Source organism: Verrucosispora sp. SN26_14.1 (genome assembly GCF_004307965.1).
GTDB lineage: Bacteria > Actinomycetota > Actinomycetes > Mycobacteriales > Micromonosporaceae > Micromonospora.
Genome location: NZ_SISL01000135.1, coordinates 1 through 13,444 on the forward strand (window position 1 = coordinate 1; position 13,444 = coordinate 13,444).

Annotated in this window: 12 protein-coding genes; 8 read left to right on the plus strand and 4 right to left on the minus strand. The window is 71.7% G+C overall.

What is annotated here, in order from left to right; genetic code table 11:
* Positions 1-473 (plus strand): hypothetical protein (locus tag EYA84_RS32480; RefSeq protein ID WP_161594970.1); only part of this gene is annotated, 473 nt, incomplete at its 5' end.
* Between the two features lie 3 nt (positions 474-476).
* Here the strand turns inward: EYA84_RS32480 and EYA84_RS14400 are convergent.
* The gene (locus EYA84_RS14400; RefSeq protein ID WP_131053551.1) at positions 477-2,153 is read right to left on the minus strand and encodes a ricin-type beta-trefoil lectin domain protein; all 1,677 of its coding nucleotides are present in this window, start codon (positions 2,151-2,153) and stop codon (positions 477-479) included.
* Between the two features lie 233 nt (positions 2,154-2,386).
* Here EYA84_RS14400 and EYA84_RS14405 point away from each other — a divergent pair, with 233 nt between their 5' ends.
* The 4 genes from EYA84_RS14405 to EYA84_RS14420 all read left to right on the plus strand — a co-directional run bounded on the left by EYA84_RS14405 (position 2,387) and on the right by EYA84_RS14420 (position 7,400).
* Positions 2,387-3,088 carry a CPBP family intramembrane glutamic endopeptidase gene (locus EYA84_RS14405; RefSeq protein ID WP_131053552.1) on the plus strand — a complete coding sequence of 234 codons (702 nt, stop codon included), beginning with the start codon at positions 2,387-2,389 and terminating at the stop codon, positions 3,086-3,088.
* Positions 3,089-3,455: 367 nt separating this feature from the next.
* Entirely contained in the window at positions 3,456-4,856 is a 1,401-nt protein-coding gene (locus EYA84_RS14410) for a hypothetical protein (RefSeq protein ID WP_131053553.1), read from the plus strand.
* A gap of 61 nt (positions 4,857-4,917) precedes the next feature.
* Positions 4,918-6,162 (plus strand): MoxR family ATPase, encoded by a 1,245-nt coding sequence (locus tag EYA84_RS14415; protein WP_131053554.1) that lies wholly within the window; start codon positions 4,918-4,920, stop codon positions 6,160-6,162.
* A complete protein-coding gene (locus EYA84_RS14420) occupies positions 6,159-7,400 on the plus strand; it encodes a VWA-like domain-containing protein (RefSeq protein ID WP_131053555.1) in 1,242 nt (413 codons plus the stop codon). The genes EYA84_RS14415 and EYA84_RS14420 overlap by 4 nt, the downstream gene beginning before the upstream one ends.
* Positions 7,401-7,554: 154 nt before the next feature.
* Here the strand turns inward: EYA84_RS14420 and EYA84_RS14425 are convergent, their stop codons facing one another.
* Positions 7,555-8,478, minus strand: a complete 924-nt coding sequence (locus tag EYA84_RS14425) for an AraC family transcriptional regulator (protein WP_131053556.1) — start codon at positions 8,476-8,478, stop codon at positions 7,555-7,557.
* Positions 8,479-8,578: 100 nt separating this feature from the next.
* Between EYA84_RS14425 and EYA84_RS14430 the strand changes: the two genes are divergently transcribed.
* The gene (locus EYA84_RS14430) at positions 8,579-9,493 is read left to right on the plus strand and encodes an NADP-dependent oxidoreductase (protein ID WP_201272389.1); all 915 of its coding nucleotides are present in this window, start codon (positions 8,579-8,581) and stop codon (positions 9,491-9,493) included.
* A gap of 15 nt (positions 9,494-9,508) precedes the next feature.
* On the opposite strand, the gene EYA84_RS14435 is transcribed toward EYA84_RS14430, so the two are convergent.
* Positions 9,509-10,234: an SDR family oxidoreductase gene (locus EYA84_RS14435; RefSeq protein ID WP_131053558.1), complete on the minus strand. Its 726-nt coding sequence runs from the start codon at positions 10,232-10,234 to the stop codon at positions 9,509-9,511.
* 128 nt (positions 10,235-10,362) lie between these two features.
* Here EYA84_RS14435 and EYA84_RS14440 point away from each other — a divergent pair, with 128 nt between their 5' ends.
* On the plus strand, positions 10,363-10,851 hold the full coding sequence (locus EYA84_RS14440) for a MerR family transcriptional regulator (RefSeq protein ID WP_131053559.1): 489 nt from the start codon (positions 10,363-10,365) through the stop codon (positions 10,849-10,851).
* Between the two features lie 207 nt (positions 10,852-11,058).
* Positions 11,059-12,273 carry a S8 family peptidase gene (locus EYA84_RS14445; RefSeq protein ID WP_131053560.1) on the plus strand — a complete coding sequence of 405 codons (1,215 nt, stop codon included), beginning with the start codon at positions 11,059-11,061 and terminating at the stop codon, positions 12,271-12,273.
* Positions 12,274-12,420: 147 nt separating this feature from the next.
* On the opposite strand, the gene EYA84_RS14450 is transcribed toward EYA84_RS14445, so the two are convergent.
* The coding region (locus EYA84_RS14450; RefSeq protein WP_131053561.1) for a DUF2786 domain-containing protein at positions 12,421-13,444 on the minus strand (1,024 nt) is incomplete at its 5' end.

The window sequence follows — 13,444 nt, forward strand, 5'->3', positions numbered from 1 at the left end:
GTCCCCGAGGCGCCCGCCCGGCCACCACCCGACGCCGGTTCTCCCGCCGACTACGGCTCGCTGCCGGCGCACTGGCCGCGACCGTCATCCTCGCCGGCGGCCTGGCCGTCGGGCTGCCCCGGTTGACCGGCGAGCCGACGGTGGTCACCCCGGTCGGCGTGGCGACCGCCGAAGGCGTGGGAGGTGGTTCGGCTCGCCTGTCGGTCTCGATCGCCGAGACCGAGGGCCGGTCGACGATCGTCGCCAGTGTCGTCGGGTTGGAGACCGGCATCCGTTACCGACTCTTCGGAGTGACCCGTGACGGACAGACCCACGAGGTGGTCGAGTGGGACGGCCGGCCCGGCGCGCAGGAGGTCAGCGGCGAACTCGACGCGACCCTCGCCGAGCTGACCTTCTTCACCGTCGCCCGCATGGACGGCGGCCCGGTCGTCTCGGCCCGCCTGGACACCGTCACCCCCACGCCGACCGACTGAGACTCAGCCCCGACGCCACTTCTGATTGGCCGTACCCGAGCAGGTCCACAACTGCAGCCGGGTGCCCCAGTCCCGGATGTCGACGCACTTGTCGGTGTGCGGATTGACGATGTCGCCCGCACTGGTCAGCCGGAACTGCTGGGCCCAGCCACCGTTGCAGTCGGCGAGCTGGATCGCCGTGCCGTCGGTGGTGCCCGCCCAGGCCAGGTCCATGCACTTGCCGAGTGCCATCATCGTGCCCTTGCTGAACGACCACTTCTGGCCGACGTTGCCGGAGACACACCGCGCCATCTGCAACTGGGCACCATCCACCGACCTGGCCCCCGGCACCTCCACGCACCGGTTCTCCCAACCGATCATCGGACGTCCGGGGTAGCTGGCCGCGGTCGTCGCCGGCGGCGGCGTCGTACGCGTCGGGGTCGCCCGGGCCGGGGTCGGCAGATCCGGCGTCGGTGCGGCCGGCGGGGTGGGCGGGGGAGCGTCGGCGAGCGGCGGTGCCGACGGGCCACCCGACCTCGGGCCAGCGGTCGGCGTGGCCGGGGGCGCACCGAGCCGCGCATCCCGCGTGTAGTGCTCGACGTACGCCAGCACCATGCCGGTGAAATCGCGGAGTCCGGCCGCGTCCGGCACACCACCGGCCTGCTGCACCACCGTCGTGCCCCAGTGGTAGGCGGCCAACGCGATCGGATACGGGTCCGTCCCGAGGCCGGCCAGTTCGCCGGAGAGGCTGCACATCGCCCGTCCCAGGGTCGGGATCGCCACGGTCGGGTCCCACGGCGAGGCCGACGGTGCGGCGTACCGGGCCCAGATCGCCGGCAGGAACTGCGCGATGCCCTGCCCGCCGTTGGGGCCGAGCAGATTGGGGTTGAAGCCCGACGACGCCATCAGCTGCGCCGCCACCCGGGCCGGGGTCACCGTCGCGCAGACCTTCCCGGCGGCCAGCACCAGGTCGAGGTAAGCGGCGGGTACCGGTCGGGGCGCGGTACCCGGCGTCGGCGCGGCCTCGACCGGACGCGGCGGCGGAGTCGGCTCGACGGTCACCGCCAGGTCCGGCCGCCCGGCGTAGCCCTCGGCATAGGCGGCGACCGTCGCGACATAGTCCTCGGCGGACGCCGGCACCCCACCGGCCGCGCGGACCGCGTCGGCACCGGAGTGGTACGCGGCCAGCGCCAACCGCCACGGATCGCCGCTGACACCGGCGTGCCGCACCTGGCCGACGAGGTCACACATGTGCCGGGCGAGGGCCAGGATGTTGGCGGCGGCGTCCAGCCGGGGCGCCTGCGGCCACGGGGCCCACCGCTGCCACGTCGCCTCGGTGAGGGCGGCCACGCCGGCCCCTCCGGCGGCGGAGCGCTGGTTGGCCTCGAAACCCGACGCCGCCATCACCTGACCGGCGAGGCGCGCCGGGGTGAGCGCGGGGCACGACAGTGCCGCGGCGACGATCGCCGTCGCCTGGTCGGCCGGCACGTCCTTGCCGACCAGGACGGCCGGCTCGGCGGTGGCGGTGCCGATGCTGGCCGCCACGGCGGAGACCCCGAGCATGGCGAGCACTGCCGTGATCGCGACCGCCCGACGCAGTCGCACGTCCAGCCGGCGGTAGCGGGCAACGAGGCGCCTGGACAGGGACGCGGCCAGGTTGCCGATCCGACGGATGGCGTCGGCGCCAGACGTCACCTGCACAGCGACCCTCCTCGTCATGGAATCCGCTGCCTACTACGCCCGCGAGTCGATCGAAGTTCACGGCCGATCGCCCTGAATCGAAGCCTACTGTCCACCATGGCCGCCGTACGGTCCCGCCCGCAGCACGTTGCTCGACGGCACACTCGGCAAGGTCCGAATCGTTCGGTTTGGGATAGGACAAGAAAGGCAACTATCTGCCTCGGCTCAGTCCAGATACACAGTGGAGGCTCGCGATGGCGGTGGACACGGTGGTGCAGACGAAGCGGCCGGGTTGGCCGGAGATCCTCGTCGGGCTGGCCGTCATGGCGTTGGTCGGCTACGGACTCCCCATCGCCCTCGACCGGACCGGAGCCGCGGACGGGCTGAGCCCGGTCACGTCCGGCCTCATTCTGGCCGCCCTCTCGGGTGTCGCCGGTCTCATCGCGTTCGCCGCCGCCGCGCGCATCCGCTCCACGAACTGGAGCGACCTCGGTGTCCGTCCGACGACCGGCCGCTGGCTGCTGATCGGGGTGGCGGGTGGCCTGGTCGCCCTGGTCGTCTCCCGGATCGTCGCCGCCGCGGTCTACTACCTCACCGGACCTGCCGAGAACATCCAGCAGCCGTATCTCGACGCGGCCGGTGGCGGGATCCTCACGCTGATCCTGTCGTTCCTGTTCCTGGCGGTCCTGACGCCCATCGGCGAGGAGTTCCTGTTCCGTGGGATCGTCACCACGGCTCTGCTGCGCTACGGCGCGGTCGTCGGTGTCGTCGGCAGCTCATTGATCTTCGCGCTGATGCACGGCCTGAACCTCGTCTTCGTGACCGCCCTGGTCGTCGGCCTGGTCGCCGCCGAAGTGTTCCGCCGCAGCGGCTCCATCTGGCCCGCCGTCGCGGTGCACGTCACCAACAACCTGCTCGGGCAGGTGCTTGCCCTGCTCGTGGCAGGCGCGTCATGAGCGACCCGTCAGCCCTCCGAGACGCCCAGACCTGAGGCACGGGTTCCTGAGAGGGCGGCACTGGTCCGCCACATCACACCCGGTGAAGAGGCGGGACGTCCAACGATTCCGCATATCGTTCGCCGGTCCCATGGCGGGCCCTTCATGGATGCGCGAACCAGGATGACTTCCTAGGATGCCGCAGGCGGTATGTCGTCCACCACGAAAACTCGGAGCACAGTCCCCGGCCTCTGACCTCCTGTTCCACGGTCTTACTGCCGACGCAGCGCCCTCAGGGCCTTGGCGTGGGTCACGGCATGGCGCTATGCTCCGCCGCGATGAATCCTCCTCGCAGATTGGGGGTCCCGTTCGTGCAAGGTGAGTGCTGATGCGCTCCCAGGCCGCGAATGCGGATTCCCGCCTCTCCCTCTGGCGTCGGGTACGCGAGTACGCCGTACCGCCCTCCATGATCGAAGCTGCGACCGCGCGTCGTCTCGTCGGCGACTGGGCTGGCGCATGCGCTGCCGCCCGAGTCGACGTCGACCTGGACCTACGGGCCGTCGTGCACCGTCATGGCCGTGACCTGGCCGCCCGGATACGGGCTGACCTCCGGCACCTCGCACCTGACCTGTTGCGCTGGCACATGCCGAGGATCGCCCCCGACGGGTTGCTGCGTCCGGGCCTGACCATCTCGCTGGCGCGATACGGTCCGGCCGACCACGCCGACGCCGAGCCGGTGCACCTCGTCGCACGGACGCCACCGGCCTGGGCGGACGCGGGCCAGCGCATCGGTCTGGCGCTGTGGACCGGTTCCCGCGCCGGGCGCGACTGCGCTCACCCGCATCCGCGCCCCGACCGTCGGTTCCGCCTCGACCTGCACCGTCACCTGTGGGACGTACGCCGTGCCGACGAACTGAGGATCCGGTCGGGCGCCCGACGCGACGTCTCCGACACCGACCACCCGATGCGCGCTGACCCGACATGGGACGCGCTGGGGCAGGGCGGCTACGCGGTGCGCCAGTGGGCGGGCGAAGCGGCCCTGCTGCTCCAAGTCGAGGGCGGCGCCAGCGGTGCCGTGACGGTACGCCTCAGTCCTCGACGTCGCCTGCTGCTGGACCTCGCACCGGCAGGAACGGACCCGCGACCACCCACGGCACACATCGTCGGAGCGCCACGGGCCGGTCGTGTCGCCGGGTTGCCGGTGCTGCCCCATGCGGCGACCTGGATGACGCCTGACGTGGAGTTGCTGCAACGGGGACTGATCGAGGCTGACCGCCTCCACCCGCTGGTGGCCTCCGCGCTCGCGCCCGATCATCCCACGGTCGGTACCCCGGCATCGCCGCACCAGAAGGCGTCACCACATCTCGTGAGATGCCGGGGCGCCTGGCACCGCATCGGTCTGGTGAACGGCGTTCTCACACCACTCGACCACGACCCGGCTGAAGTTCACCGGGAGGGACTGTTGGTCGCGCTGACCGGCACCCCGCTGCCCTGCCTACAGGCGATCGACGAAGCGTGTCGCCGACCGGAGTCCCTTCCCGACATCCGCGCTCGCCTGGACCACGGCGACACCGCCGGAGCGCTGGCTGCCGTCGAGGCGCTACTCGGGCCGGACGCGCTCCTGCCCGACGGGAAGCTACGGCAGGAACTGGACAACGCCGCCCTGCGCCGGATCACGTACGGCCTGTTCCGCGCCGGGCTGACCGGACGCGGGCCCGGCACCAGCGTCCGAGACTGGCAGCCCAAACGCGCCCGGCGCTCCCACCCACGTCACGCTATCCCCCGCTGACCAGCGGGACTGCCCCCATCCGGCTCCCGGCCGGCCCGTCACGATCTCAAGGTGATCTCACATGCTGCCTGCTCGTCACCCTGCGGAGTCCGCACCTGCGGCACAACTCGGCGTGGCCGCCGACCTCATCGCACTGTTGCGCGACACCACCACCGAGACCCGCGACGACCCCCAGTTGGAGGCACTGACCCTGGCCGTGGCCGCCGACCTGCCGGTGCTGCTCTGGGGTGAACCGGGAATCGGCAAGACCGCCGCGCTGACGCAACTCGCTGCCACCCTGGACCTTCCGCTCACCACGGTGATCGCCAGCGTCCACGAGCCGTCCGACTTCTCGGGACTCCCGGTCGTCGGTGACGACCCGGCGACCCAGGGTGTCCCGATGGCACCGCCGGACTGGGCCGTGCGTCTGGTCCGCAGTGGTCGCGGCCTGCTGTTCCTGGACGAACTGTCCACCGCCCCGCCGGCCGTGCAGTCCGCGTTGCTGCGTCTCGTGCTCGAACGGCGGATCGGCAGCCTGCACCTGCCGGCCGAGGTGCGGATCGTGGCCGCCGCCAATCCACGGTCCTCGGCCGCCGACGGCTGGGAACTGAGCGCACCGCTGGCCAACCGTTTCGTCCACCTGCAGTGGACCCATGACCAGCAGGTCGTCGTCCGTGGCCTCGGAGGCACGTGGCCTCGGGCGACGATGCCCCGACTCGATCCGCAGCGGCTGTCGGAGGCCGTCGCGTTCGCCCGTCGTGCGGTGTGCGGACTCCTGTCGACCCGCCCGGCCCTCGTCCACCGGCTGCCCACGAACGAGACCGGTCGTGGTGGTCCGTGGCCGTCGCCCCGCAGCTGGGAGATGGCCCTGCGCCTGCTCGCCTTCGCGACGGCGGCCGACGTCTCCCGGGACGTCCTGTCGATGCTGGTCCGAGGCGCCGTGGGCGACGGCCCGGGACTGGAACTCCTGGCCAGCATGGATCGGATGGACCTGCCGGATCCCGAGTCCCTGCTGGCCGACCCGGCCGCCGCTGTCCTGCCGCAGCGAGGCGACCTGCGCCAGAGCGTCCTCGACGCCGTGGTGGAGGCGGTGCGGCGGCGTCCCGAGCGAGCCCGCTGGGATGCTGCCTGGGAGTTGCTGGCCGGAGCGCTGGAGACCGGCGCCCCGGACCTGGTGGTCGTACCCGCCTCCACCCTCGCCCGACTCCGCCAGGAAGACTGGGACGTACCCGCCGCGATGGATCGGCTCACCGGGGTGGTGTCCCTGTCCCGGCGGGCCGACCAGGCGGCGGCCCGAGTCGCGGCCGCCGCAGGGACCGCTCGGTGAGCGCCGGAACGCTGGACCGGGACAAGTTGTTCACCGCCCGGCTGCACGCCGTCCGGGTCCGGCCCTATCTGGCGACGGCGCTGTTCGCTCTGCACGTGGTCGAATCGCGACGGGTCCCGACGATGGCGGTGGACCCGCGATGGCGGTGCTACGTCTCACCGGCGTTCGTGGACCGGACCTCCGTGGAGGAACTCGCCGGTGTCTGGGTGCACGAGGTGTCACATCTGTTGCGGGACCACCATGGACGCGGCGACCGGGTGGCCCGGACGCGCGAGTTGACAGGGCCGGGGGAGCGACTGCGGATCAACATCGCCGCAGACTGCGAGATCAACGACGACGTCTTCGGCGACGGGCTGGCCCGTCCCGCAGGTGCGGTCGAACCGAGTCATCTGCTGTTGCCCGAGGGGCAGCTGATGGAGGACTACCTGCGACAGTTCCGACTCGGGCCGCGTACCCAGGACTGGGCGTGGCTGGACTGCGGCAGCGGTGCCGACGGACGGCACCGGGACTGGGATCTCGGACCGGACGGCGCACCCGCGCTGAGTCCGCATGAGTGCGACGCCGTGCGATTCCGGGTGGCCGAGGGCATCACCGGCCGACCGGGAAACGCCCCCCGGGGCTGGCGGCGGTGGGCGGAACAGGCATTCCATCCACCACAACCGTGGCGGGACCTGTTGGGAGCGGCGGTCCGCTCGGCGGTCTCCGCAGCGGGCGTGGGCGAGGACTACACCTACGGCCGGCCGTCGCGGCGCTCCGCGAGCATGCCTGGTGTGGTCATGCCGGCGCTGCGGCGTCGGCCTCCACGGGTCTGCGTCATCATCGACACCTCCGGTTCGGTCAGCGATCTCGAACTGGGCGCGGCCCTGCTCGAGGTCGCCGCGATCGTCCGGTCCGTCGGCGGTCGCCGTGACCTGGTCACCGTGCTGCCCTGTGACGCGTCGGCGCAAGTGGTCCGTGCGATGTGCCGAGCCGAGGACATCCCGCTGGTGGGTGGAGGTGGTACGGACCTGCGCACCGGCTTCGTCCGCGCGCTTCGACAGAGTCCACGCCCGGACGCCATCGTGGTGCTGACCGACGGGCAGACGCCCTGGCCGGACTCGCGGCCGCCCTGCCGTACCGTCGTCGGGCGATTCGACCGCGCCGTCAGGTGGAACGAGGACGACCCGGACTACCGGCCGGACTCCCCGCCGGAGTGGGCGCGCGTGGTCACGATCGGATCCGCTCCCACCGCGCGGTGACCGGCGTCGGGGCGTGACGCCTTGCGCGTCGTGCAGCAGGCGCTGGAGCTGAACGAGAACAGCCGTGGTTCCACACTCTGGGCGTCGTGGATCGGAACGGGGGCATCCTGGTGGACGCGTTGACGTCCGCACGCACGTCCGCGGACCGCTGTCGTTACCGCCCGGCGCGGCGGTATCTGCCGGGGGAGGTGCCGTACCGGCGTTTGAAAGCGGCGGCGAACGCGAACTCCGACGTGTAGCCGACTCGCTCCGAGATGCCGCGCAGCGGCGTGTCGGACTGGTGGAGAAGCCGGGCGGCGGTGGTCATCCGCCACCAGGTCAGGTAGGCCATCGGCGGCTGGCCGAGCATCGCGGTGAAACGGCGCGCGAACGGTGCTCGGGACAGCCCCACCTCGGCGGCGAGTGCCGCGACGGTCCATGGTCGCGCGGGGTCACCGTGGATGGCCTGCAACGCCGCCGCAGTGACCGGATCGGTGAGTGCCGCCGCCCAGCCCGTTGCCACGGTCGGCGAGGACGGGTTGCGGTCGAGCCAGGCACGCAGGATGTGCAGCAGCAGGGTGTCGAGCAGTGCCGGGATGATGGCGTCGGTGCCGAGGCGGGGCCGTTCCAGTTCGCTGGCGAGCAGGTCCACGGTGGCGCGTAGCTCCGGGTGTCGCCCGAGGTGCGCGGGCAGGTGAATGAGCGCGGGCAGGTCGTCGAGCAGCGGATGCGTATGGACCGGATCGAGTTCGTACGCGCCGCACAGGGTAACTGTGGCAGCGGCGTCGCCGACGTCCGAGACGTAGCGCGACAGGCCAGGGTCGTTCGGGTCGCAGGCGGGCGCGGTGGGTGAGGTCGTCGGGCTGTCGGCCAGCGTGTGGCCCGGACCGTGCGGCCGGAACACGATGTCCCCGGCGGCAAGCGGCACCGGGTCGGTGTCCGGTGCGATGAGCCAGCACGGCCCCTGGAGGACGATCTGGAAACCGGCGGAGCCGGGTACGGGTGCGAACCGCTGCGCCCACGGGGCGTACCACGCGATCCGCGCGGAGCGCGGCCGGCCGGCTCGCATGACCGTGATCACGTCGCTGAGTACGTCCATCGGGGCCAGGATATCGCCGCGAGGACGATCGAGTATGAATGGGGGACTACAGAGCATGGATCGTCTTCGGGTGCCGCCATAGGTTCGAGTGGTGAGAGCCATGCGAATCCACCAGTACGGCGATGCCTCGGTCATCCGGGAGGAGGACGTGCCGCGCCCGACGCCGGGCCGGAACGAGGTGCTGATCACGGTCGCCGCGACCTCGTTCAATCCGTCCGACATCGGGCTGCGCCGGGGACTGCTGCGTGCCGTCTTCCCGCTGGATCTGCCGTACACCCTCGGCGGGGATGTCGCCGGCACGATCGTCGAGCTCGGCGACGGTGTGGACACCCTCGCCGTGGGCGACCGGGTCGTCGGACGGCTCGACACGGGCGGTGCCGCGGCCGAGTTCGTCACCGCCGCTGCCGACACCGTCGTGGCGGCGCCCACCACCGTTCCCCTCCCGCACGCCGCCGCCATCCCCATCGCCGGTGTCACGGCCTGGCAGGCGGTGTTCGCGCACGCGGGCATCACTCCAGGGCAACGGGTACTGGTCAACGGAGCGGGCGGTGGCGTCGGCGGGTTCGTGGTCCAGCTCGCCAAGCACGTCGGTGCCCACGTCATCGCCACGGCCAGCCCGCGCAGTACCGCAGTGGTCCGTCACCTCGGAGCCGACGAGATCGTCGACTACACGAACACGCCCCTCGGCGACGCGCTCGATGCCCCGGTCGACGTGATCGTCAACGTCGTCGTGGTCGGTGCCGGGCACGCCGCGGCACTGATGTCGCTGGTGCGCCCAGGAGGCGTCGTCGTGTCCGCCGCCGGCGCGCTGACGGCACCCGCCGGGTCTGCGGTGAGGGCAGTACGCTTCGTGGCCCGCAACGACACCCGTCACCTCGGCGCCCTCGTCGCCCTGGTCGACGCCGGGGCCGTCCGTCTCGACATCGCTGCGTCGCGTCCTCTCGCCGACCTGGCCTCGGTGCACCGCGACGCCGAGGCCGGACGCATCCGGGGCAAGACGATCCTTGTTCCGTGAGGTGAGCCGGGTAGCTCAGCTGGCGCCCAGCATCTCGGTGACCCGCGTGTAGAACGGGGCCGGGTCGTCGGCGAGGGACGCCTTCACCATCGCGGTCCAGTCGTCGACGATCACCTCGATCGACCCGGCGGCCAGCCCGTCGAGCGATCGACGCGGGACGTCACGAGGGTCGATCTTGGGTCCGTCGTAGTCGGCCGTGATGTCCGTGTCGGCGGCACCGAGGAGTACGCCTTGGACCAGAGTGCCTTGGGCGGCCAGTTCGAGGCGTACACCGTTCGTCATGTTCCACTCGGCGGCCTTGGCGGCGGAGTACGCGCCGGTACCCGGGCCGGCGAACCACGACAGTGCCGAGAGCACGTTCACGATCGCGCCACCGCCGTTCGCGGCGAGTACGGGGGTGAACTCGCGGATCACGTCGAGGGTGCCCCAGAAGTGCGTGTCCATCTCGCGGCGGACCTCGGCGATCTCACCGGTGACGAGCGGGGCGCCGGTGGCGATGCCGGCGTTGTTGACGAGAAGCGTGACGTCCCGCGCGGCCGCTGCGGCGGCGACGACGGACTCGTGGTCGAGCAGGTCGAGTCGCAGCGGCACCACGCGGCTGTCGGCGAAGCCGAGGCTCTCGGGGCGACGGGCCGTCGCGTACACCCTGCGCGCTCCGCGTTCGAGCAACTCGAGCACGAACTGGCGGCCGATTCCACGGTTGGATCCGGTGACGAGGGCGATCTGGTCGGCGATGTTCATGGGTTCCGTGCTCCCTGCCTGGTCATCTCGGGATGGGGTGGGACCGTGTCCGGCCCGACGTCGACTACGGTAAAAGCTGACGTTGACGTCAAGGGCAAGTCGGATTGCGAAGCCGAAGGAGGACGTGGATGCGGATCGGTGACGTCGCGCGGCGCTCCGGCGTGAGCACGCGAGCGCTGCGGTACTACGAGGAGCAGGGTCTGCTCACGTCGGAGCGGACCCCCAGGGGCCAGCGCACCTATCCCGAATCAGCCGTCGAACGGGTCCGGTTGATCCAACAGTTCTTCGCCGCCGGTGTGCCCAGCCGGACCATCCTGCAGCTGATGCCCTACGTCGACGCCGGACACGGATCGCGCGAGGCGTTCGCGCTGCTGGCCGTCGAACGTGACCGGATCACTGCCGCCATGGCCGACCTCGCCGCCGCCCGCGACGCCCTCGACCGCATGATCGACATCGCGAACCATCCGACCGCCGAACACTGTCCTGCGCTGCGTGAGCCGCCCTGGACGCCGCACCACCCCGGCGATGCGGCCACCCCGGCCGCCCCTGACCGTGACGCGCCGGGACGTCTCATGGTCGGCAACCAGACGACCGTCTCCGCCGGCCGGGCGACCTGACCTGTCACAGGTCGTTTCGTTACGGCTGGAGCAAGCCGGCAACAGAAGCCTAAAGCAACCGCAACCATCGATGGCTCATCCTTCCCTAGCCTGGGTGTCGCATCGAACCCGGTGCATCACAAGGGATACCGCGCACCGTCGTCCAAATTGGACTGTGTGCGGCATGCGCCGGCCGCTGCCACGGCCGGCCCAGGAAGGAGCAGCCACGTGAGGCTCACCCACCTCGCCACCCGCCGCCGGCTCGGTATTCTGGGCGCCGCCACGCTCGCGGGTGCACTACTCGCCACGGCCGGGGTCAACCCGGCGGCGGCCACGCCGGTCACCGGCACCATTCTCGGCGCCGACCTGCCGACCGCCGTCGCGGGCAGCTACATCGTCGTACTCAAGGACGGGCAGCAGCTCACCCGTGCCGGCGCGGAGCGTGTCACCACCCGGTACGGCGGTGGCCAGGTCGACCGGCTCTACGGGCGGACGGTCAACGGCTACTCCGCCACCCTCACCGAGCGGGCCGCCCGTCGGCTGGCGGCCGACCCGACCGTCGCCTACGTCGAGCAGAACCAGCGGGTACAGGCGCTGGCGACCCAGCCGAATCCGCCGTCCTGGGGTCTCGACCGCATCGACCAGCGGAACCTGCCGCTGAACCAGTCGTTCACCTACGGTCCGAGCAACGGGGTGCGGATCTACGTGGTCGACACCGGAGTCCGGATCAGCCACCAGGACTTCGGCGGCCGGGCGGTGCACGGCTACGACGCAGTCGACAACGACTACAACACCGACGACGGTAACGGGCACGGCACCTTCGTCGCCTCGGTCGCCGCCGGGAGCGCCTACGGGGTGGCCAAGAACGCCACCGTCGTCGGGGTCCGGGTGCTCAACAACAGCGGTTCCGGCACCACGGCCGGTGTCATCGCGGGTGTCGACTGGGTTACCGCGAATGCGACCCGGCCGGCGGTGGCCAACCTGAGCCTCGGCGGTGGCGCCAGCACCACCCTCGACGCTGCGGTCCGGCGATCCATCAACGCGGGCATCACCTACGCCATCGCCGCGGGCAACTCCGGTGTACCGGCCACCGGCACCTCACCGGCCCGGGTCACCGAGGCGCTGACCGTCGGGGCCACCGACCGCACCGACACCCGGCCGACCTGGTCCAACTACGGCACCGCGCTGGACCTGTTCGCCCCGGGTGTGTCGATCACCGCCGCGTGGCGGACCAGCAACACCGCCACGTACACCGGTAGCGGCACCTCGTTCGCCGCCCCGCACGTGGCCGGCGCCGCCGCGATCTACCTGCGGAACAACCCGTCGGCGTCGCCGGCGACCGTGAACGCGGCGATCGTCGCCGCCGCTACCCCGAACGTCGTCGTCAACCCCGGAGCCGGCTCACCCAACCGCCTGCTCTACATCGGCACCTTCGGGAGCTGATCGCGAGGCGACCGTCCGCGCCGTGACCCGGTGCGGACGGTCGTCCTGTCGCCAGAACCGCCCGCGGTCGACCGACGCGTGTGGGCCAGGAACCTGCACCTGCTGTGCCAACGGGGTGCGGTGGGCTCGGACGGGCGGGACATCCCGTCACCGCCTGGTGTCGGACGGCAGGGAGGCGCGGTCAGCGGCCTGCCGACCGGACTCCCAACCGTCGCGGCTGTCCACCCGGATGGCCCGGGACCGGACCGTGTCCGGGAAGACCCGCCGCATGGTCTCGCGGATCTGCTCGTCCCGCGCGGCGAGCACCGGAAGCAGGTCGCTCGCGTCGTTTCCGTCTCGCCGATCGCTGACCTGCGCCAACGCGACCTGCGCCGCGGCGGTCAGCCGTTCGTCGATCCGGTCGGCGAAAGCCACCAGGAACGACTGACGGTACGCCTTCAGCCGGCTCCGACCGGCCTTACCGCCCGGCGGCTCGGTCCGTGCCATCGCCTGGTGCGCCTGCACCAGCAGCGAGGTGTAGAGCAGGTCCACCGCGTCGATGTCGGTGTCGAACCCGAAGACGGTGCTGAACGCCAGTTCCGGCGACCAGACCGTGTGGCAGCGGTTCGCCTTGGCGACGGCGGCCAGCAGGGACGCCTTCTCCCCGTCGTGCGGGTGGTCCACGCCGATCCGGCGCGCGTACGGCACCACCGGTGACGCGTCACCGCTCCGCGCTGCCAGCAGCGCCTCGTCCAGGCTGTGCCGGGTGACCAGTTCCTGCGCTTTGGCGGTGTACGCCTGCGCCTCGGCCGGAAAGGTCGTCGACTCCGCCTTGGCCAGCAGGGCGCGTACCCGGTCCAGCAGCCGGGTGTCGATCCGGGACGATCCCGGCCCGGCGACGGGTGCGGCGGCGGACCCGGGCGGCGGGACGAGTACCTCGATCGGCGGGAGCGCGGCCAGGATGGCGAGCAGGCCCAACACCAGATCGAGTACGGCCACCCGGTCGAGCCGCCAGCGGGCCACGAGCGCGTCGACATACCTGGCGTCGTCCGCCCACCAGACCTGCGCCCCGAGGGCGTCCGCCTGCGCCAGCCACCGCCGGTCGACCGTGGTCCGGGGAAACCGTCGCAGGTACGCGGCGACCGCGTCGGTCACCAGGTCGGCCTGGCGCGGCAGGCCCCGCCGCGCGCCC

Coding starts and splice junctions, on each gene's coding strand:
- EYA84_RS14405 (WP_131053552.1), top strand. CDS start 2,387: ATGGCGGTGGACACGGTGGTGCAGACGAAGCGGCCGGGTTGGCCGGAG.
- EYA84_RS14410 (WP_131053553.1), top strand. CDS start 3,456: ATGCGCTCCCAGGCCGCGAATGCGGATTCCCGCCTCTCCCTCTGGCGT.
- EYA84_RS14415 (WP_131053554.1), top strand. CDS start 4,918: ATGCTGCCTGCTCGTCACCCTGCGGAGTCCGCACCTGCGGCACAACTC.
- EYA84_RS14425 (WP_131053556.1), bottom strand. CDS start 8,478: ATGGACGTACTCAGCGACGTGATCACGGTCATGCGAGCCGGCCGGCCG.
- EYA84_RS14430 (WP_201272389.1), top strand. CDS start 8,579: ATGCGAATCCACCAGTACGGCGATGCCTCGGTCATCCGGGAGGAGGAC.
- EYA84_RS14435 (WP_131053558.1), bottom strand. CDS start 10,234: ATGAACATCGCCGACCAGATCGCCCTCGTCACCGGATCCAACCGTGGA.
- EYA84_RS14440 (WP_131053559.1), top strand. CDS start 10,363: ATGCGGATCGGTGACGTCGCGCGGCGCTCCGGCGTGAGCACGCGAGCG.